The organism is Bosea sp. PAMC 26642, from assembly GCF_001562255.1.
GTDB lineage: Bacteria > Pseudomonadota > Alphaproteobacteria > Rhizobiales > Beijerinckiaceae > Allobosea.
This window is the reverse complement of sequence record NZ_CP014301.1, coordinates 4,233,119-4,251,481: the sequence shown is the minus strand read 5'-3', so window position 1 is coordinate 4,251,481 and position 18,363 is coordinate 4,233,119. Positions and strand designations below refer to the sequence as shown.

Below are 18,363 nucleotides of genomic sequence, written 5' to 3'. Positions count from 1 at the left end.
TATGGCGGGCGCATGAACGATGTTGAAACCGGATTCCTGGTGAAGATCTGCGGTCTCTCGACTCCGCAGACCCTGACGGCCGCGCTGGAGGCAGGCGCCGAGATGATCGGCCTCAACTTCCACCCGAAGAGCCCACGCTATGTTGCGCTCGAGCGCGCCCGCGAACTCGCCGCCATCGCCCGCGGCAGGACGCAGATCGTCGCGCTCATCGTCGATTGGGACGAGAAGGAGGCGGTGGCGCTGGCCGAGACGCTGAAGCCGGATTGGCTTCAGTTGCACGGCCGCGAGACGCCGGAGCAGGTCCGCGCCATCAAGGCCGCGACGGGCCTGCCGGTGATGAAGGCGCTCGGCATTGCCGGCCGCGAGGACCTCGCGGCGATCGAAACCTATCGTGGGAGCGCCGACCTGATCCTGCTCGACGCCAAGCCGCCGAAGGACGCGGCTTACCCGGGCGGCCATGGCAGGACCTTCGACTGGACGCTGCTCGCCGGCCTCGACCCCGCTTTGCGCTTCATGCTATCGGGCGGGCTCGATCCCGCGAATGTGGCCGAGGCGATCCGCATCGCAAAGCCGGCCGGCGTCGACGTCTCGTCGGGCGTCGAGAGCGCTCCGGGCGTCAAGGATGCCGGGCGGATCAGGGATTTCGTCGTGGCGGCGCGCGCCGCGCAGAGTTCGAACGAAGAGGCAGGCCGGACATGAACGCGCCCCAGAACCCCAACACCTACCGCTCCGGCCCCGACGAGAACGGCCGCTTCGGCATCTTCGGCGGCCGCTTCGTCGCCGAGACGCTGATGCCGCTCGTGCTGTCGCTGGAGGAGGCCTATGCGGCGGCCAAGGTCGATCCCGGCTTCCAGAGCGACATGGCGAGCTACCTGAAGCACTATGTCGGCCGGCCCTCGCCGCTGTACTACGCCGAGCGCATCACAGAACATCTCGGCGGCGCCAAAATCTACTTCAAGCGCGACGAACTGAATCACACCGGCGCGCACAAGGTGAACAACGTGCTCGGCCAGATCCTGCTGGCGCGGCGCATGGGCAAGAAGCGCATCATCGCCGAGACCGGCGCCGGCCAGCACGGTGTCGCGACCGCGACGCTCTGCGCCCGCTTCGGGCTGGAATGCATCGTCTATATGGGCGCGGTCGACGTCGCCCGGCAGGCGCCCAACGTCTTCCGCATGAAGATGCTCGGCGCACAGGTCGTGCCCGTGCAGTCGGGCACCAAGACGCTGAAGGACGCGATGAACGAGGCCCTGCGCGACTGGGTCACAAATGTCGCGACCACCTTCTACTGCATCGGTACCGCGGCGGGCCCCCATCCCTATCCGGCGATGGTGCGCGATTTCCAGTCGGTGATCGGCAACGAGACCCGCGAGCAGATGCAGGAGGCCGAAGGCCGTCTGCCCGATTCGCTGATCGCCGCCATCGGCGGCGGGTCGAATGCGATCGGCCTGTTCCACCCCTTCCTCGACGATCCGAACGTAAAAATGTGGGGCGTCGAGGCGGCAGGCCACGGGCTTTCGACCGCACAGCACGCGGCCTCGCTCACCGGCGGACGGCCCGGCGTCCTGCACGGCAACCGCACCTATCTGCTGATGGACGATGACGGGCAGATCAAGGACGCGCATTCGATCTCGGCCGGGCTCGACTATCCCGGTATCGGCCCCGAACACGCCTGGCTGCACGATTCCGGCCGCGTCAGCTACATCTCGGCGACCGATCAGGAGGCGCTGGACGCCTTCCAGCTTTGCGCCAAGCTCGAGGGCATCATCCCAGCACTGGAGCCGGCCCACGCTTTGGCGAAGGTGATCGAACTCGCGCCGAAATTGCCCAGGGACCACCTGATGGTAATGAATCTCTGTGGGCGCGGCGACAAGGACATCCCGCAGGTGGCGGAGATCCTGGGCGGGATGGCATAACCGGACGATCGGGCAACTGTTTCGTCCGGTTTGCCCCACGCCAAACACATTGGATGACAATAACCGCCGCCCTTATCTCAGACCGGTCGTGCCGTTGGCGCGATCGAAAATGGAGCCGGTCGGTGGCAATCATCAAGAAGTCGATCCTGTTTGCGGCCCTGCTGGCCATCTCGGGCCATGCGGAGGCCCAAAGCCGAGATGCCGCTCCGGCCGAAGGCATCGTCATCCGCACCGAGGGCGAAGTCCGGCTCAGGCCCGATCTCGCCGTGCTACAGGCCGGCATCGTCAGCGAAGGCAAGACCGCCGCCGAAGCGCTCGGACAGAACACGCCGGCGCTCGCCCGGCTGGTCGAAACGGTCAAGGCGGCGGGCATCGCGCCTGCCGACATCATGACCTCGCAGGTCTCGCTGACGCCGCGCATGACGCAAGCCCCGGCGCCCGGTCCCAAGCCCCCGCGCGCGGCGACGATCGACGGCTACGAGGCCCGCACCGGCCTGACCGTGACCATCCGCGATCTCGCCAAGGCGGGCCCCGTCATCGACGCGCTCGCAAAGGCTGGCGCCAACGAGATGTCTGGCATCAGCTTCGGGCTCGCCGACGAGAGCAAGGCAAAGGACGCCGCGCGACAGAAAGCGGCGGAAGCCGCCCGCGGGCGGGCCGAACTCCATGCCAGGGCGCTTGGGGTCAAGGTCGGCGACCTCGTCTCGATCGTCGAGGCTGAGGCCGAAGCGCCCAACCGCAACGCCGGCGACATGCGCGCCTTCCGGATGGCTGCGGGGGCGGCTCCAATCGCCATCGAGCCCGGCGAAATCACGGTGACAAGTTCACTGCGCACGGTCTGGCGCATCGAGAAATAGCGGGCAGTCACCTGAGATGTCGTAGAGCATCGGTGAGCAACGGATGCATGGGCCCCGCGAATGGGTTGATCACGGTGACCCCGCGATGGACGAAGCCGTGCTGCATGTCCTCGGACAGGAGCGCCGTACAATGTGCGTCGGCTGCTGTCGCGAGGATCACGGCATCCCATATTTGCAAGCCGGCCTCGGTGGCGAGGTCGATCGCATGCGCGAACGTCCCTTCGGTTGCTGCACTCGAAACGCAGGTGTCTATCCACTCCTGACAAATGCTACGCGACCGATGAAGGTCCATACGGTATTTGCGGGTGAGGACATTGTAGAATTCGCCCACGACTTGAGACGGCAAGAATATCCTGGCCCCTCCGAGCTTCGCACGAATCTCCTTCGCCCGAGTCTCGCGCTGTGGATCGTTCAGGCCTTCGGCATAAACAAGAATATTCGTGTCGAACGCGACGAGCATGGCTCATTCATACATGTCGTCGCGCGTCGCGCGCGGCAGGTTTTGAGCTGTTTGGCTGTTGAGCCGCCGCGTCAACTCATCAAAAGCCTTCTGTCGTCGCGCCGTTTCGCTGTCTGCATCGTCGGCGCGCACAATCTTGACTTTTGGCTGCCCGCGCGACGTCACCACGACCTCTTCGCCAGCCGCAGCGATCTGCATCAGCTTGGAGAATTCTCGGTTAGCCTGTGCGGCGGAAACGGTTTTGACCATGCCTGCCTCCAAAGTAGTGATCTCACTACATTGGCATATTGAACCCTTCCTCGCAAATCGCAGCCAGGAGTTCCCGCGCCGCAGCCGCGTGCTATCCATACGCATGACCCTCCGCATCGTCCGTCTCGGCACGCCACGCCACCCGCAGGAAGGCCTGCGGATCGGGACCGTGCGCCGGCCGCCGCGCGGCGTGCGCAAGGAGCGCTATGGGGTCGATGACTGGTTCGACGTCTGGTATCCCGAACTCGCACCCAGCGCCGAACTGATGGCGAAGGGGCAGGCGGCCGTTACCGTTGCCGAATGGACGAGCTTCGCGCGAGCGTTCAAGGCGCAGATCTGCGAGCCGGGGCCGAGCCGCACGCTCGATCTCATCGCCGCATTATCCCACAGGACCGATCTCTCCGTGGGCTGCTATTGCGAGCAGGAGGAGCGCTGCCACCGCTCCATCCTGCGGCAGCTCCTGTCCGAGCGCGGCGCCGACATCGCCTGAGGCGCAAGCCTCTCGCCAAGCCCGGCCCCGCCATGCTAACCGCAGCCTCATGACGACAGCCCCGACCCGCATCCAGACCCGCTTCGCGACCTGCGCCTCGGAGGGCCGCGCCGCGCTGGTGACCTTCGTCACCGCCGGCGATCCCGATTTCGACACCGCCTCGGCGATCCTGCACGCGCTGCCTGCGGCCGGGGCCGACCTGATCGAGCTCGGCGTGCCCTTCACCGATCCGATGGCGGACGGCATTCCGGTCCAGCTGGCCGGGCAGCGCGCGCTTAAAGGCGGCCAGACCCTGAAGAAGACGCTTGCGATGGTCACCGCTTTTCGCAAGACGGGTCACGACACGCCAATCGTGCTGATGGGCTATTACAACCCGATCTATGTCTATGGCGTCGAACGCTTCCTGCAGGATGCCAAGACCGCCGGCGTCGACGGCTTGATCGTCGTCGATCTGCCGCCGGAAGAGGATGCCGAGCTCTGCCTGCCGGCATTGGCCGCAGGCGTCAACTTCATCCGTCTGGCGACGCCGACGACCGACGACAAGCGCCTGCCGAAAGTGCTGCAGAACACGTCGGGCTTCGTCTATTATGTTTCGGTGACCGGTGTCACGGGCGGCACCATCGCGAACTACGACGCGGTCGGGGACGCGGTCGCGCGGATCAAGCGCCATACCGACCTGCCCGTCGCCGTCGGCTTCGGCGTCAAAACGGCGGCCGACGCCATTGCGATCGCGAAGGGTGCGGACGGCGTCGTCGTCGGCTCCTCGCTGGTCGAGCGCGTCCGCCTCTCGCTCGATGCGGACGGCAAGGCCACGGAAAAGACGGTTTCGGCTGTCACTTCGCTGGTCGCCGAACTCGCAGCCGGCGTGCGCCAGGCCGCGAAGGCTGCCGCCTGAACCACCCCGAACGCCTGAAATTCTCGAGGATGATCCGATGAACTGGATTTCCGAAGTCGTCCGGCCGCGGATCAAGACGCTGTTCAAGCGCGAGAGCCCGGAGAATCTCTGGATCAAATGCCCCGATTCCGGGCAGATGGTCTTCCACAAGGATGTCGAGGCCAACGGCTTCGTCATCCCCGGATCCGACCACCACATGCGCATGACCGCGCCCGACCGGCTGCGCCTGACCTTCGACGAAGGCAAGTGGATCGACGTGGCTCTGCCCGAGGTCGCCACCGATCCGCTGAAGTTTCGAGACGAGAAGCGCTATCTGGATCGGTTGAAGGATGCGCGCACCAAGACCTTGGCGCAGGACGCCTTCAAGATCGGCTATGGCCGGGTTAAGGGCCTGGCCATGACGCTCGCGGTCCAGGATTTCCACTTCATGGGCGGTTCGCTCGGCATGGCGGCCGGCGAGGCCTTCATCAAGGGTGCGCAGACCGCGATCGAGAAGAAAACGCCCTATGTCGTCTTCGCGGCATCCGGTGGTGCGCGCATGCAGGAGGGCATCCTATCGCTGATGCAGCTGCCCCGCACCACCGTTGCGGTGCGGATGCTGCGCGCGGCCGGGCTGCCCTACTTCGTCGTGCTGACGAACCCGACCACGGGTGGCGTCACGGCCTCCTATGCCATGCTGGGCGATGTCCATATCGCCGAGCCCGGCGCGTTGATCGGCTTCGCCGGCCCGCGCGTCATCGAGCAAACCATCCGCGAGAAGCTGCCCGACGGCTTCCAGCGCGCCGAATATCTCAAGGATCACGGCATGGTCGATATGGTCGTGCACCGCCACGAGATTCCGGAGACGCTGGCCCGGCTCGGACGCCTGCTGACCAAGCAGCCGGCGCCGGAGGCCGCAGTCAAGCCGCTTCCCGACACTGCCGAGGCTGCCTGAGGAATGGCGAGCCCGGCGCGGGTGGGAGCCTGGACGGCACGATGAGCTCTTCCGACACGCTGCTGGCGCGCTTCCTGGCGCTGCATCCAAAACTGATCGACCTCTCGCTCGGCCGCAGTCTCAGATTGCTGGAACGGCTTGGCGATCCGCACAAGCGCCTGCCGCCGGTGATCCATGTCGCCGGCACCAACGGCAAGGGCTCGACGATCGCCTTCATGCGGGCGATCCTGGAGGCGGCAGGGCTGAGCGTCCATGTCTACACCTCGCCGCATCTGGTGCGTTTCCACGAGCGCATCCGGCTCGGCGCGACCGGCGGGGGCCGTTTCGTCGACGAGGCCGTGCTGGTCGAGGCGCTGCAGCGCTGCGAAAGCGCCAATGCAGGCGAGCCGATCACCTTCTACGAGATCACGACGGCGGCCGCCTTTCTGCTGTTCGTCGAGCATCCCGCCGATGTCGTTCTGCTCGAAACCGGGCTCGGTGGCCGGCTCGACACGACCAACGTGATCGCCCACCCGGCCTGTACGGTGGTCACGCCGATCTCGCTCGACCATGCCGAATATCTCGGCGACACCGTCACCAAGATCGCGGCCGAAAAGGCCGGCATCTTCAAGCGTGGCGCGCCGGCCGTGATCGCGCCGCAGGAGCCCGAGCCCACAGCGGTGCTCGAAGCGACGGCCGAGCGCGTCGGCGCCTCGAAAATCCTGATCGGGGCCCAGGATTTCAACGTCCATGAGGATGGCGGCCGGCTGGTCTATGAAGACGGCGAGGGCCTGCTCGACCTGCCCTTGCCGCGGCTCGCCGGCCGGCATCAGCACGTCAATGCCGGCACCGCGATCGCGGCCCTGCGCGCAGCGGGCTATGGCGGCCTGCCGGCGCGCGCTTTCGAGCAGGGCATGCTGACCGCCGACTGGCCGGCGCGGCTGCAGCGGTTGCCGCGCGGAAAGCTCGTCGAACTCGTGCCGCCGCGCGCCGAACTCTGGCTCGACGGCGGCCACAACCCCGATGGCGGGCGCGTGCTGGCGCAGGCCATGGCCGACCTTGCCGATCGCAACCCGGCACCGCTGGCGATGATCGTCGGCCTGCTTTCGACCAAGGATGCGCGCGCGACGCTCGCCCATTTCAAGGGGCTGGCGCAGGCGCTCTTCGCCGTGCCGATCCAGAACTCGCTCGCCGCCCGTCCCGCGGAAGAAGTGGCGATGCTGGCCCGCGAGGTCGGGCTCCAGGCTGAGATTTCAGGTTCGGTTGAGCAGGCCCTGCGCGAGATCGGCGCCCGTAACTGGACGGCCCCGCCGCGCATCCTGATCTGCGGCTCGCTTTATCTCGCCGGCGAGGTGCTGTCGGCGAACGGGACGCTGCCAGTGTGAGGCTTGGCTGGCATGTCCGTTAGAAAGACTTATCGTGGAGACGACCGTGACCCAGAACCGCTTCGGATCAATCGGCCGTGACATCCCCGCCATTGGCCAGGGCACCTGGAACATCGAGATGTCCGACCGGCGCGAGGCCGTCGCGGCCCTGCAGCGCGGGCTCGATCTCGGGCTGAGCCATGTCGACACCGCGGAGATGTACGGCTCCGGGCGCTCCGAGGAGATCGTCGGCGAGGCGATCGCCGGGCGGCGCGACGATGTCTTCCTTGTTTCGAAGGTGCTGCCCTCCAACGCATCCAAGGCCGGGGTGCGCAAGGCCTGCGAGGATACGCTCAGGCGTCTGCGCAGCGACCGGCTCGACTGCTACCTGCTGCACTGGCGCGGGTCCTATCCGCTGGCCGAGACATTTGCGGCTTTCGACGCGCTGCAGGCGGAAGGGAAGATCCTGTCCTGGGGCGTCAGCAACTTCGACGTCGACGATCTCGACGAGGCGCTTTCAGTTGCGGGACCCGGGCGCATCGCCTGCAACCAGGTACTCTACCATCTGCTTGAGCGGGCGATCGAGCATGCCGTCATTCCGTGGTGCGAGCGCCATGGCATTGCCGTCACCGCCTACAGCCCCTTCGGACAGGACGATTTCCCGCCAGCAGGCAGCGCAGGCGGCAAGGTCCTGGCCGAAATCGCCTCGGCGCATGGCGCCAGCGCCCGGCAGGTCGCCCTCGCCTTCCTGACGCGGCGGCCCTCGGTCTTCGCCATCCCGAAGGCCGCCAGCGTCGCCCATGTCGAGGATAATGCCGGCGCATTGTCGCTGCGCCTTACCGAGGAGGAGGTCGCCCGGATCGACGCCGCCCTGCCGCGTGGAGCAAAGCCGCGCTCACTGCCGATGCTGTAAGATCGAAAACGCCTGCCATAGCCGGGGACGCTCCTGCGATTTCGGAAACCACATTTCGGCTTGGCGCTTTACAAGGATGCGCCTTGCAGAGTTTCATGATGGCAATGGCAGCGGAGCCTTTACGCCCGACAACGCCGTGATCGTTGCAACAGTTGCGTTTGTCGGAGAGTGGTGATGCGTCGCGTATTCGGCATCCTGGCCGTGTTGTTCCTGTCTGTCTTGGGCAGTGCCTCCGCCCGGGCCGGCATCGAGGTTCGCGTCGATATCGCCGCCCAGCGTATGCAGGTGACGACGACGGACGGCGAGATCCACAATTGGGCGATCTCGTCGGGCCGCAAAGGTTTCCGCTCTCCCAATGGCGTGTATCGTCCGGTCCGGCTGGAGAAGAGCTGGTATTCCCGCAAATATGGCGGCGCGATGCCCTATGCGGTGTTCTTCCGCGGCGGCTATGCGATCCATGGCACGAATGCGGTCGGGGCGCTCGGCCGTCCCGCCTCGCATGGCTGCATACGCCTGCACACCACCAACGCGGCCAAATTCTTCGCACTGGTGAAGAAGCATGGGGCCGGCCAGACCCGGATCGCGCTCAACGGCTCTGCCCATGACGGCCTCTCGCAGTTCGCCAAGGCGTCGGGCGGGACCAAGTCCAAGCTCGCCAAGGCAAAGGCCAAGGAGCGCGCCGCGATCGCCCAGCAGCGCAAGGCGCCCAACTGGGACGCCGCGCGCGAGCAAATCCTGCTGCGCCCGGCGCTGCCGGCTGGCGCGATCGGCTTCCAGCCCTACCAGACCGGTCCGACCTGGCGGTAGGGCTTTAGATCGCCTCCGGCGCGATCCGCAGCCAGCCTGACAGGGTCTCGCCCGGAGCCAGCCGCTTCAGCGGCGATATCGCCCGCACAACTTCTTCGCTCGGCGAACCGATCGCATGGCTTTGCGGCTCGACGCAGAGAAAATCCGCGCCCGCCGGGGCCCAGACGACCGGGCAGCGCAGGCTTTCGCTCGCCGTCAACGTGATGGCGAGCCCCTGCGACGGCGTCTCGATGCGGGCGGTTCCGCCCCACTCCAGAAAGCTCCAGGCTGACTCCGAGCCCGTCGCGAAGACCGGCGCTGCGGCATAGGGGCCGTCTTCGGAAAGCTGAGCGCAGCCCGCGGCGCGAAAACCCTCGCCGAAAACCAGCGCCCGCCTTGCGGTCATACCGAGCCTGGTATCAGCGGCGCAGGGAAACCACGGATGATGGCCGATCCCATAAGGTAGGGCCAGGTCCGCCTCGTTGGTCACGGAGATTTCAATGGTCATACCGGCTTCTTCGAGTCTGATGTCCTGCTGCGCCCGGTAGCGATAGGGGTCGGGGCCCCCGCTGCGGCGATGCTCCAGAACGGTATGGCCACGGTCGTACCGCAGCACCTCCCAGTCCGCCTGCCAGCCGAAGCCGTGGATGTTGCCCTCCCCGCGCAGGTTGTTCTCAGGCACGAGAAAGCGCTGTTGCCCATCGTCGACGACGCCCCCGAAGGCGCGGTTGGCGAAGGGAACCATCGCCCAGGTGCCGAACGGGTTGGGCACGGATGTCGAAGGAACGACGCCCTCGGGCGAACGCAACAGCTCATGGACGCGGCCGTCGGGCCCGCGCCATTCCAGCGCCGTCACGATGCCGCCGGCCTCGGGCACGATGCGGGCGGAGAGCGGTCCGGCGGCGAGTTCGATCATCGGGGTCTCTTTCGGCTCAGGGAATAGCGAGCAAGTTCCTGTCGACGATGTCGCGACCCTGCCCGCGCATTCCGTATCAGGTCGTCCTAAGCCGCGCGTTTCAGCCCGACCTGTCCCCAGATCGTGGTCAAGGCGCCGATGAGGTGGTCGATGTCGGCGTCCGAATGCAGCGGCGACGGCGTGATGCGCAGGCGCTCGGTGCCGCGCGGCACGGTCGGATAGTTGATCGGCTGGACATAGATGTCGAAGCGCTCCAGCAACTCGTCGCTGATGCGCTTGCACAGCACCGGATCGCCGACCATCACCGGCACGATATGGCTGGGATTGGGGAGATGCGGGATGCCGGCAGTGTCGAGCCGCGCACGAACCCCCGCGACGCGATCGCGCTGGCCGGCGCGCTCGGCCTGGCTCGTCTTGAGATGGCGGATCGAGGCGAGCGCGCCGGCCGCCAGCGCCGGCGGCAGGGCGGTCGAGAAGATGAAGCCGGAGGCGAAGCTGCGAATGAAGTCGCAGGTCGCGGCCGACGCGGCAATATAGCCGCCCATGATGCCGAAGCCCTTGGCGAGCGTGCCCTCGATCACCGTAAGGCGATGGCCGAGTCCGTCGCGCTCGCTGACGCCGCCGCCGCGCGGGCCGTACAGGCCCACCGCATGGACCTCGTCGATATAGGTCATCGCGCCGAACGCGTCGGCGATGTCGCAGAATTCAGCGATCGGGGCGATGTCGCCATCCATCGAGTAGACCGATTCGAACGCGATCAGCTTGGGCCGGCCTGGATCGATCGCCTGCAGCTTGCGGCGCAGATCGTCGGGATCGTTATGCGCGAAGACGACCTTGTCGGCTCTGCTGTGGCGAATGCCCTCGATCATCGAGGCGTGGTTGAGCCCGTCGGTCAGCACGACGCAGCCGGGAATGCGCGCGGCGAAGGTCGAGAGCGAGGCCCAGTTCGACATGTAGCCGGAGTTGAACAGCAGCGCCGCCTCCTTGCCGTGCAGGTCGGCGAGCTCGCGCTCGAGCAGCACGTGGTAGTGATTGGTGCCGCCGATGTTGCGGGTGCCGCCGGCGCCGGCGCCGCAGCCGTCGAGCGCCTCGTGCATGGCCGCGAGAACGTCCGGGTGCTGGCCCATGCCGAGATAGTCGTTCGAGCACCAGACGGTGACGTCGCGCGGGCCGTCGGGGCCGTGCCAGGTCGCACGCGGAAACTGGCCGGCCTTGCGTTCGAGATCGGCGAAGACCCGGTACCGGCCTTCCTTGTGCAGCCCGTCGAGCTCCTTGCGGAAGAAGTTCTCGAAATCCATCGGCAGCCTCCTGCGAATGCGACCGGTTCTAGACACCCGGGACCGCGCCGGAAACGGCACGCGGTGTCGCGGGGTGGCCTTTATCCGTGATTGCGCGCCAGTTCCAGCACGGTCTCCAGCAGCACCTTGATCGCGATGCCGGCATCCGACTCTGTCATGTTCTCCAGCGGCGAATGGCTGATGCCCTTCTCGTTGCGGACGAAGAGCATCGCCGCCGGGCAGAGCTTTGCCATCATCATCGCGTCGTGGCCGGCGCCCGAGGGCAGCCGCCGCGCGCTCAGATTCGAGCCGGTGCGGGCAATGCCGGCGGCGAAGGCCGCCTGCAGCGCCTCGTTCATCGGGGTGGCGTCGTCCTGCGAATAGGGCGTGATCGTCAGCCCGACGCCACGGCGCGTGGCGATCTCGGCAAAGCGTGTGGTGATGGCTGCGTCCATGCTCGCCAGCGTATCGTTGCGCGGGCTGCGGTAATCGATGGTGAACTCGGCCGCGCCCGGCACGACATTGGTGGCGCCGGGATCGGGTCGCAGGACACCAACCGTACCGACGGCGTTCTCATGGCCGGCGGCGATCGCCTCCAGCGCCAGGACCATTTCGGCTGCGGCCGTCAGGGCATCCTTGCGCAGGCTCATCGGCACGGTGCCGGCATGGCCCGCCTCGCCGGTGACGCGCACGCGGGCACGCTTCTGGGCATTGATCGCGGTGACGATGCCGACCGGCTCGTTGTTGACCTCCAGCACCGGCCCCTGCTCGATATGCACCTCAAGATAGGCCAGGATCGAGCCCGGCTTGCGGACGAGCGCGGGGATGCCGGCGGGATCGCTGCCGAAACCGAGAAGTGCGTCACGCACCGTGATGCCATCGGAGTCGCGCGCATCGAGCCATTCGTCGCGATAGGCGCCCGCCAGCGCATTCGAGGTCGAGAACGAGGTCGGGAACCGCACGGTCTCCTCATCGCCGAAGGCCACCACTTCCAAAGCGAAGGGCAGCACGACCCCGGCGTCGCGCAGCGCCTGTGCGGTCAGGATACCGGCGACGACGCCGAGATTGCCGTCGAAGCGGCCGGCGTCCTTCACCGTGTCGATATGCGAACCGATCATCACCGCCGGCCCGCCCGGCGCCGGACCCTCGCGCCGACCCTGGACGGAGCCCGCCGCATCGATGAAGGCGGTCAGGCCCGCCACTTCCATCGCGCCCTTCGTCCATTCCGCCGCCTGCCTGTGCGCCGGCGAGAGATAGAGCCGTGTGAGCTTGCCGGGTTCGTCGGTAAATCGATTGAGCCCCTGAAGCGCGGCGAAGGCGCGTGCACCGAGCACGGCGGCGGAGGGAAGCGTCTGGGTCATGGCGCGAAGTTTAAAGCCCAACCCGACCGGCGGGGGAAGTGGGGTCGGCGCCGGAAAAAGGCGCGACAGCCGTCTTTTCCGCCGTGCGGCGCTGGCGGCGATGCGCTTCCTCTTGCTAGAAGCGCCTTGGAGCACCGTCTCTCATCGACCAACCAAGCAGAGGCCCATCCGAGCCGCACCGCCGGCCGCGTGGCTCCCTCGCTTTCGAGAGACACAAGACATGACGAATGAGAACGACCACGGCATCCGCTTCGGACGGATTGCCGCCATGCTCCCGGTCCGCGACATCGGCAAGGCAGAGGCCTTCTACACGAGGGTTCTAGGCTTCCGAAAAACCTTCGAAAACGGCGATCCCGTCGGCTTCATGATCCTGAAGCGCGACGATGCGGAACTGCACCTGACCCTGCAGAAGACGCACGAGGCAGCGCCGTTCAACGTAGCGCATTTGCTCGTCGACGATGTCGATGAGCTGCATGGGATCTGCCGGCGCGAGGGCCTGCGCATCATCAAGGGCCTGCGCGACCACGATTATGGCTTGCGCGCCTTCGTCTTCGCCGACCCCGACGGCAATCGCATCGATGTCGGCCAAGCCATGTAGAAAAGCTGAATCCAGGGGAGCCGCGAGCCCGATGGCCCGCGGCTCCCGGGTTCGACGACGTCAATAGGTCGCCCGGCCGCCCGAAAGGTCGAAGACGCCGCCGGTGGTGAAGCTGTTCTCCGACGAGGCCAGGAAGGCGACCATCGATGCGACCTCATCCGGCTGCAGGAAGCGCCCGCGCGGGATCTTGGCCAGCATGTAGCCGATATGCTCTTCGCTCATCTGGTCGAAGATGCGGGTGCGTGCCGCGGCAGGCGTAATGCAGTTGACCGCAATGTCCTGCGTGGCCAGTTCCTTGCCGAGCGATTTGGTCAGCGCGATGACCGCCGCCTTCGAGGCCGAATAGGCTGAGGCGTTGGGATTGCCCTCCTTTCCGGCGATCGAGGCGACGAGCACGAGGCGTCCGTAGTTGCGCTTGATCATGCCGGGAATGACCGCCTGGCAGCAATGCAGCGTGCCATCGACATTGAGGCGCATGACGCGGGCCCATTCGTCGAGAGGGTATTCCCAGGTCTTGAGGTTCGGCCCGGCGATGCCGGCACTGGTCACCAGAATGTCGATACTGCCCGCTTCGGCTTCGAGCGCGTCGGCCGCCGCCTTCACGGCGACCGCATCGGTGACGTCGATCGCAAGTCCGCTCGCGCCATCGCCGATCTCGGCTGCGGCCTTGCGCGCCAGATCGCCGTCGAGATCCCAGATCGCAACCCTTGCGCCGCTTTCGGCAAAGCGGGCGGCAACGGCGCGGCCGATGCCCTGTGCGCCGCCGGTGACGATGGCGACGCGGCCGTTCAGATCGATCTGGTTCATGGATTCCCTCGAGCCTTATGTTCGAAACAGCCTAGACCATGCCGGTCGGAACGGGGAATCGGTTTTCAAAGAGCCTTCATGCGCCAGACGAGTGCCTGCGTCCTGGGATCTAAGGATCCGGACATGTTCCAATTCGGAACAAAGAGAGGCGCGCTATGCAATACAAATCGCAGCCACCCTGGCATATTGTAACGAAATGAAACGTATGATTCCAGTTAACCTGACATAAACCAAGGTGCCGTCCCGGATCTTGATATAGCTCGTTCACCTTCATTTGGAGTTAAGCTTGATCTGACCGGCTATCTGAGGCTGACGTATCCTATCGATCGCTGGAAAGCATACGGTGATACCTGCCTCCCTGACATTCGCGCTTCAGGAGAAGACGAGTTCGACTCTCCCGGAGCCGAATGCGGATGCTGCACGGCGTTACGACATCGCCAAGCGCGACATCGGCGGCATCGGCGTCGCCGTATTCCGCCAGGAGACCGCACTGGCCGAACTGGACGATGCGCTGTCGAAAAATCGGCACGTCAAGCTCGCCTTCTGCAACGCTCATATCGTCAATCTTGCTGCGAACGATCCTGTGCTTCAGCAACTGCTGTCGCAATTTCTCGTTCTGGCCGACGGCGTCGGCGTCGATTTCGCCTCGAAGCTGCTGCATGGGGCCAGGTTTCCGGCGAATCTGAACGGGACGGATTTTATCCCGTTCTTCCTGGCGGCGCAGTCACGCCAACTTCGCGTGGCCCTGCTCGGCGGTAAGCCGGGCGTCGCAGAACGGGCCGCCCAGCGTTTTGCCGCGGACCATCCCCAGCATCGCTTCACCGTCATCGGCCACGGCTACGTCGCCGGCGACGAAGAAGCCGCGATGCTGTCGAGGCTCGATGCCGACCCCGCCGATCTGCTGCTCGTCGCCATGGGCAACCCGCGACAGGAGCGCTTCATCGCCGAGAAACTCGGCGGCCAACACTGCACGGTCGCGGCCGGCGTCGGCGCCCTGTTCGACTTCATCGCAGGCGATGTCCCGCGGGCGCCGGAGCCCATCCGCGAGTTGCGCCTGGAATGGCTCTACCGACTCTGGGTCGAGCCCGGCCGGCTGTGGCGGCGCTATATCTTCGGCAACCCCGTCTTTTTGCTGCGGATATTGAGACTCCGCCTGTTTCATCGCAAACTTGCCGGATGAATCTCAGCTATGCCATCGCGACGCCGAGCTATGCCGGCGACCTCGAACGTTGCCGTCTGCTCTGCGCGAGCATCGACCGCTTCGTCACCGGCTACCGCATGCATTACATTCTGGTCGAAGATCGCGACCTGCAGGCGTTCAGGACGATGGAAGGCCCCAGACGGCGGGTGATCCCCGAATCGGCGCTGCTGCCGTCCTGGCTCAAGGCGTGGCCCGACCCTTTCACACGCGGCAGGCGGCGCGTCTGGACGGGCCTGGGCGCATTGCTGCGAGGCGTGCCGCCGCTGCGCGGCTGGCACGCGCAACAATTGCGCAAGCTCGCGCTGCCGCGTCTGGCCGAGGAGGACGTCATCCTCTTCGCCGATTCCGACATGCTCTTCCTGCGACCCTTCGATCTGGCCAGCCTCGCCGATGAGGGCGGCGTCCGGCTCTACGTCAAGCCCGCGGCCATCACCAGCGAGATGGCCGAGCATGCGGGCTGGTGCCGCGGTGCAGCCGAACTGCTCGGCCTGCCGCCGCCCGCCTTTCCGAGTCCCGACTACATCAACAATCTGATCAGCTGGCGGCGCGAGACCGCGCTAGCGCTGCTCGCCCATATCGAAAAGCTCAGCGGGCGCGACTGGGTCTCGGCGATCGCGGCCAAGCGCGGCTTCTCGGAATATATCATCTACGGTTATTTTGCGGAGCGCGTGCTCGGGCTCGCGGCAGCCGGACAGCGCGCCGAAAGCGCCGAGTTGTGCAAGGTCTACTGGGGGGGCAGCGATGCCGACGGCATCGCCAGCCTGCGCTCCTTCGAGGAGGTGCTGGAGAAGGGGCAGGTCGCCGTCGGCGTGCAATCCTTCATCGGCCAGCCGGTAGCGCAGCTTCGGGCGCTGTTCGAGGCGCAATAGCGCCGGGCGAACGCTTCAACGGGTGACTTGACCGAGCAACCGGTAGGTCACCGACGCCGAGACGATGTAGATCGCGCCGAAGACGGCATTGAGCCAGAGCGCCCACGCATCATCGGCGGCAAAATGGGTCATCACCCAGGTCATGAGCGCAGCCTTCAGCGCGGTTACGGCGCAAAGCAGGGCGATGCGTGAACCCGTGCGCTCGCGGGCATAGAGCAGCTCGGCATGATACTCGACGAGATTGCGGAAGGCCGGCACCGCCAGCATCGGCAGGAAGAGATAGGCAGCCTCCGAAACGTTGCGCCCGAGCGCTCCGGGCCAGGGCTTCAACAGCAGGATGATGGCGGCGAGCCCCCCGATCGAGACCGCCGTGATGGCGACCTCCACCAGTGCGCGGCGGCGAAGGCCGCCTCCCAGCCGCCGCTCCTTCATGATCTTCTGGACCAGCATCTGGTTGAAGCTGCGCACCGGCATCGCTGTCAGATCGACGACCCTGAGCGCGATCGCGTAGAGCCCGGCCGTGCGCTCGCCGGCAAGTGCCAGAACAAGCAGCTTGTCGAGTTCGGCCTGGATGTAGAACAGGATATCGGCCGCGCCCGCCGAGAGTGCATCCGTGAGCCTGCGCGGATAGAGCCGCCAGACCAGCCGCCAGCGGGCCGCCGGCAGGAAGAAGCCGAGCGCGATGGCGGCCGACAGGGCCGTGGCGCCGAGATAGGCCCAGATCCAGGTCGTCAGGCTGGTCTGGCCGAGCCAGAAGAAGGCCAGCGCCGCGACGGTGCGCAGCGCCGAGCCCAGGATCACGAGAATGGCCGACTGGCGGAAGCGCCGCAGGCCGTTGTTGACGATCGCGACCACCTCGACCAGCCGCCAGCCCAGAACCTCGGCGAGGATGATCAGCGAATAGGGCAGGATCGCGAGCCGCCCGGCGAAGAGCAGGTGGTAGAGCAGGCCCGCCACCAGCGCGATCACGGGCAGCGAAGCCAGTCCGAAGCCGGCAAAACCGGCCAGATAGGTGCCGAGCAGGCGCGGCTTGACGGTCGCCACGCGATAGAGCGGCGAGACGAATCCGAAGGCGAGCAGGCGCGACAGGATCAGGCCTGTTGCAGAGGCGGTGGCGAAAAGGCCGAATTCGCCGAGGGTCAACGTATTCGCAACGATGAGGAAGTACACAAGGGAGATGACGAGGCGGCCGGCGGAGCCGCTCAGGATCGTAAGGTAGGCTGTGATGGCGGCGCGATCAGGCAAGTTGAAACCCGTTATGGCGGTGATCGCTGGCATGGCGCATGCCCGCGCCAGTTCGCTCTTCGCCTGTTCCATAGTCCAGAGGCATTGAGCGACCCTAAACGAAACGGAACTGTGCCAAAGCCATGCAACCGCCGAAACCGGATCGAGACCTCGCGATGATGACGCGGCGCCAGGCGCTCGCCGCCGCGGCAGGGTTGTCCGTCGCCGGCATCGGCGCTTGCCCTGCTATGGCCGCCCGCGCGCCGATCGCTTTCGGTTCCGCCGCCGAGATCGGCGTGTTTCGTGACGATCCGCGCTATCGCGAGGCGCTCAAGACGCATTGCGACATCGTCGTGCCGATGAACGACCTGAAATGGGAGGCGTTGCGGCACGAGCGGGCGTCGTTCGACTTTTCCGGCGCCGACGAACTCGTCGCCTTCGCAGCGAGCAACAAGCAGGCGCTGCGGGGCCATACGCTGCTCTGGGGCGAGGCGCTGCCGCCCTGGGCCAAGACGTTGAGCACGCGGGCCGAGGCCGAACGCGAGCTGATCGGCCATATCGAGGTCGTGGTTGACCGCTACAAGGGCAAAATCGCGACCTGGGACGTCGTCAATGAGGCGATCAGGTTCGATCCGCGCGAGGGCGGGCCCTTCCGCGATACGATCTGGCAGCGCCTGCTCGGGCCCGAGCATATCGAGATCGCCTTCCGCACGGCCGCCAGGATCGACCCCAAGGCCCGGCTGGTGTTGAACGATTTCAGTTTCGAGGAGGCCGATGGCGGCACCGCCGAGCGGCGCAAGGTCGCGCTGTCGATCCTCCGCCGCCTCAAGGACAAGGGCATCCCGGTCCACGGACTTGGTATGCAGGCGCATCTCTACGGCGACAAGACGATCGACAGCCCCGGCATCCAGCAGTTCATGCGCGATCTGGCCGCGCTCGAAGTCGAGGTCGAGATCACCGAACTCGACGTGATCGACTGGAAGCTGCCCGCTGACGCCGCCACGCGCGACCGGGCGGCCGCGAGCCTGGTCTCGGCCTATCTCGATGCGGTCGCCTCGGTGCGCCAGCCCAAGGCGATCGTGACCTGGGGCCTGAGCGACCGCCATACCTGGATCGACGAGACCTTTCCCCGCAAGGACGGCGCCAAGGCCCGCCCTCTGCCGCTGGACGTGGACTACAAGCCCAAGCCGATGATGAGCGTGCTCAACCGCTACCGGCGGGGCGCAAGCTGAACGAAAGACCCGCCGCGTGCGGGATAGGACTGCCG

General features: G+C 66.2%; 20 protein-coding genes. 13 read left to right on the top strand and 7 right to left on the bottom strand.

Features of this window, described 5'->3' with window-relative positions:
• Positions 1–12 precede the first annotated feature (12 nt).
• The 3 genes from AXW83_RS20460 (at position 13) to AXW83_RS20450 (ending at position 2,773) form a co-directional block, all read left to right on the top strand.
• Positions 13–699, top strand: a complete 687-nt coding sequence (locus tag AXW83_RS20460) for a phosphoribosylanthranilate isomerase (RefSeq protein ID WP_066616560.1) — start codon at positions 13–15, stop codon at positions 697–699.
• Positions 696–1,916, top strand: a complete 1,221-nt coding sequence (trpB, locus tag AXW83_RS20455; protein ID WP_066616558.1) for a tryptophan synthase subunit beta — start codon at positions 696–698, stop codon at positions 1,914–1,916. The genes AXW83_RS20460 and trpB overlap by 4 nt, the downstream gene beginning before the upstream one ends.
• A 122-nt stretch (positions 1,917–2,038) precedes the next feature.
• Positions 2,039–2,773, top strand: coding sequence for an SIMPL domain-containing protein (locus AXW83_RS20450; RefSeq protein WP_066616556.1), 735 nt, complete (start codon positions 2,039–2,041; stop codon positions 2,771–2,773).
• 7 nt (positions 2,774–2,780) lie between these two features.
• On the opposite strand, the gene AXW83_RS20445 is transcribed toward AXW83_RS20450, so the two are convergent.
• Both AXW83_RS20445 and AXW83_RS20440 read right to left on the bottom strand, forming a co-directional pair.
• Positions 2,781–3,233: a PIN domain-containing protein gene (locus tag AXW83_RS20445; RefSeq protein WP_066616554.1), complete on the bottom strand. Its 453-nt coding sequence runs from the start codon at positions 3,231–3,233 to the stop codon at positions 2,781–2,783.
• 3 nt (positions 3,234–3,236) lie between these two features.
• Positions 3,237–3,482 carry a type II toxin-antitoxin system Phd/YefM family antitoxin gene (locus tag AXW83_RS20440; RefSeq protein ID WP_066616552.1) on the bottom strand — a complete coding sequence of 82 codons (246 nt, stop codon included), beginning with the start codon at positions 3,480–3,482 and terminating at the stop codon, positions 3,237–3,239.
• Between the two features lie 103 nt (positions 3,483–3,585).
• Here AXW83_RS20440 and AXW83_RS20435 point away from each other — a divergent pair, with 103 nt between their 5' ends.
• The 6 genes from AXW83_RS20435 (at position 3,586) to AXW83_RS20410 (ending at position 8,864) form a co-directional block, all read left to right on the top strand.
• Positions 3,586–3,972 carry a DUF488 domain-containing protein gene (locus AXW83_RS20435; protein WP_066616550.1) on the top strand — a complete coding sequence of 129 codons (387 nt, stop codon included), beginning with the start codon at positions 3,586–3,588 and terminating at the stop codon, positions 3,970–3,972.
• A gap of 49 nt (positions 3,973–4,021) precedes the next feature.
• Positions 4,022–4,867 (top strand): tryptophan synthase subunit alpha, encoded by an 846-nt coding sequence (trpA, locus tag AXW83_RS20430; protein WP_066616547.1) that lies wholly within the window; start codon positions 4,022–4,024, stop codon positions 4,865–4,867.
• A gap of 37 nt (positions 4,868–4,904) precedes the next feature.
• The gene (gene accD, locus AXW83_RS20425; protein ID WP_066616543.1) at positions 4,905–5,801 is read left to right on the top strand and encodes an acetyl-CoA carboxylase, carboxyltransferase subunit beta; all 897 of its coding nucleotides are present in this window, start codon (positions 4,905–4,907) and stop codon (positions 5,799–5,801) included.
• Between the two features lie 41 nt (positions 5,802–5,842).
• The gene (locus AXW83_RS20420; RefSeq protein ID WP_066616536.1) at positions 5,843–7,165 is read left to right on the top strand and encodes a bifunctional folylpolyglutamate synthase/dihydrofolate synthase; all 1,323 of its coding nucleotides are present in this window, start codon (positions 5,843–5,845) and stop codon (positions 7,163–7,165) included.
• A gap of 46 nt (positions 7,166–7,211) precedes the next feature.
• Positions 7,212–8,057 carry an aldo/keto reductase gene (locus tag AXW83_RS20415; protein WP_066616534.1) on the top strand — a complete coding sequence of 282 codons (846 nt, stop codon included), beginning with the start codon at positions 7,212–7,214 and terminating at the stop codon, positions 8,055–8,057.
• 174 nt (positions 8,058–8,231) lie between these two features.
• Positions 8,232–8,864 carry a L,D-transpeptidase gene (locus AXW83_RS20410; protein ID WP_082767282.1) on the top strand — a complete coding sequence of 211 codons (633 nt, stop codon included), beginning with the start codon at positions 8,232–8,234 and terminating at the stop codon, positions 8,862–8,864.
• A gap of 4 nt (positions 8,865–8,868) precedes the next feature.
• Here the strand turns inward: AXW83_RS20410 and AXW83_RS20405 are convergent, their stop codons facing one another.
• From AXW83_RS20405 to AXW83_RS20395, 3 genes are all read right to left on the bottom strand, one after another.
• Positions 8,869–9,759 (bottom strand): aldose epimerase family protein, encoded by an 891-nt coding sequence (locus AXW83_RS20405; RefSeq protein ID WP_066616532.1) that lies wholly within the window; start codon positions 9,757–9,759, stop codon positions 8,869–8,871.
• Positions 9,760–9,845: 86 nt separating this feature from the next.
• The gene (hemA, locus tag AXW83_RS20400; protein WP_066616531.1) at positions 9,846–11,057 is read right to left on the bottom strand and encodes a 5-aminolevulinate synthase; all 1,212 of its coding nucleotides are present in this window, start codon (positions 11,055–11,057) and stop codon (positions 9,846–9,848) included.
• 80 nt (positions 11,058–11,137) lie between these two features.
• Complete coding sequence (locus AXW83_RS20395; protein ID WP_066616530.1) at positions 11,138–12,397, bottom strand: allantoate amidohydrolase; 1,260 nt, start codon at positions 12,395–12,397, stop codon at positions 11,138–11,140.
• Between the two features lie 220 nt (positions 12,398–12,617).
• Between AXW83_RS20395 and AXW83_RS20390 the strand changes: the two genes are divergently transcribed.
• Positions 12,618–12,995 (top strand): glyoxalase superfamily protein, encoded by a 378-nt coding sequence (locus AXW83_RS20390; RefSeq protein ID WP_066616529.1) that lies wholly within the window; start codon positions 12,618–12,620, stop codon positions 12,993–12,995.
• A 60-nt stretch (positions 12,996–13,055) separates the two neighbouring features.
• Here the strand turns inward: AXW83_RS20390 and AXW83_RS20385 are convergent, their stop codons facing one another.
• Positions 13,056–13,802, bottom strand: coding sequence for an SDR family NAD(P)-dependent oxidoreductase (locus AXW83_RS20385; protein WP_066616526.1), 747 nt, complete (start codon positions 13,800–13,802; stop codon positions 13,056–13,058).
• A gap of 343 nt (positions 13,803–14,145) precedes the next feature.
• Here AXW83_RS20385 and AXW83_RS20380 point away from each other — a divergent pair, with 343 nt between their 5' ends.
• Both AXW83_RS20380 and AXW83_RS20375 read left to right on the top strand, forming a co-directional pair.
• The gene (locus AXW83_RS20380; protein ID WP_236841726.1) at positions 14,146–14,982 is read left to right on the top strand and encodes a WecB/TagA/CpsF family glycosyltransferase; all 837 of its coding nucleotides are present in this window, start codon (positions 14,146–14,148) and stop codon (positions 14,980–14,982) included.
• The gene (locus AXW83_RS20375; protein ID WP_066616524.1) at positions 14,979–15,872 is read left to right on the top strand and encodes a DUF6492 family protein; all 894 of its coding nucleotides are present in this window, start codon (positions 14,979–14,981) and stop codon (positions 15,870–15,872) included. Before AXW83_RS20380 ends, AXW83_RS20375 begins: the two co-directional genes overlap by 4 nt.
• A gap of 15 nt (positions 15,873–15,887) precedes the next feature.
• On the opposite strand, the gene AXW83_RS20370 is transcribed toward AXW83_RS20375, so the two are convergent.
• Positions 15,888–17,150 (bottom strand): lipopolysaccharide biosynthesis protein, encoded by a 1,263-nt coding sequence (locus tag AXW83_RS20370; protein WP_066616521.1) that lies wholly within the window; start codon positions 17,148–17,150, stop codon positions 15,888–15,890.
• A 122-nt stretch (positions 17,151–17,272) separates the two neighbouring features.
• Between AXW83_RS20370 and AXW83_RS20365 the strand changes: the two genes are divergently transcribed.
• On the top strand, positions 17,273–18,328 hold the full coding sequence (locus AXW83_RS20365; RefSeq protein ID WP_066616519.1) for an endo-1,4-beta-xylanase: 1,056 nt from the start codon (positions 17,273–17,275) through the stop codon (positions 18,326–18,328).
• Positions 18,329–18,363: the final 35 nt, after the last annotated feature.

What these genes read in the sequence shown, in the direction of transcription:
- AXW83_RS20460 (WP_066616560.1), top strand. Translation starts at nt 13, where the DNA reads ATGAACGATGTTGAAACCGGATTCCTGGTGAAGATCTGCGGTCTCTCG.
- trpB (WP_066616558.1), top strand. Translation starts at nt 696, where the DNA reads ATGAACGCGCCCCAGAACCCCAACACCTACCGCTCCGGCCCCGACGAG.
- AXW83_RS20445 (WP_066616554.1), bottom strand. Translation starts at nt 3,233, where the DNA reads ATGCTCGTCGCGTTCGACACGAATATTCTTGTTTATGCCGAAGGCCTG.
- AXW83_RS20440 (WP_066616552.1), bottom strand. Translation starts at nt 3,482, where the DNA reads ATGGTCAAAACCGTTTCCGCCGCACAGGCTAACCGAGAATTCTCCAAG.
- AXW83_RS20435 (WP_066616550.1), top strand. Translation starts at nt 3,586, where the DNA reads ATGACCCTCCGCATCGTCCGTCTCGGCACGCCACGCCACCCGCAGGAA.
- trpA (WP_066616547.1), top strand. Translation starts at nt 4,022, where the DNA reads ATGACGACAGCCCCGACCCGCATCCAGACCCGCTTCGCGACCTGCGCC.
- accD (WP_066616543.1), top strand. Translation starts at nt 4,905, where the DNA reads ATGAACTGGATTTCCGAAGTCGTCCGGCCGCGGATCAAGACGCTGTTC.
- AXW83_RS20420 (WP_066616536.1), top strand. Translation starts at nt 5,843, where the DNA reads ATGAGCTCTTCCGACACGCTGCTGGCGCGCTTCCTGGCGCTGCATCCA.
- AXW83_RS20410 (WP_082767282.1), top strand. Translation starts at nt 8,232, where the DNA reads ATGCGTCGCGTATTCGGCATCCTGGCCGTGTTGTTCCTGTCTGTCTTG.
- AXW83_RS20405 (WP_066616532.1), bottom strand. Translation starts at nt 9,759, where the DNA reads ATGATCGAACTCGCCGCCGGACCGCTCTCCGCCCGCATCGTGCCCGAG.
- hemA (WP_066616531.1), bottom strand. Translation starts at nt 11,057, where the DNA reads ATGGATTTCGAGAACTTCTTCCGCAAGGAGCTCGACGGGCTGCACAAG.
- AXW83_RS20395 (WP_066616530.1), bottom strand. Translation starts at nt 12,397, where the DNA reads ATGACCCAGACGCTTCCCTCCGCCGCCGTGCTCGGTGCACGCGCCTTC.
- AXW83_RS20390 (WP_066616529.1), top strand. Translation starts at nt 12,618, where the DNA reads ATGACGAATGAGAACGACCACGGCATCCGCTTCGGACGGATTGCCGCC.
- AXW83_RS20385 (WP_066616526.1), bottom strand. Translation starts at nt 13,802, where the DNA reads ATGAACCAGATCGATCTGAACGGCCGCGTCGCCATCGTCACCGGCGGC.
- AXW83_RS20375 (WP_066616524.1), top strand. Translation starts at nt 14,979, where the DNA reads ATGAATCTCAGCTATGCCATCGCGACGCCGAGCTATGCCGGCGACCTC.
- AXW83_RS20370 (WP_066616521.1), bottom strand. Translation starts at nt 17,150, where the DNA reads ATGCCAGCGATCACCGCCATAACGGGTTTCAACTTGCCTGATCGCGCC.
- AXW83_RS20365 (WP_066616519.1), top strand. Translation starts at nt 17,273, where the DNA reads ATGATGACGCGGCGCCAGGCGCTCGCCGCCGCGGCAGGGTTGTCCGTC.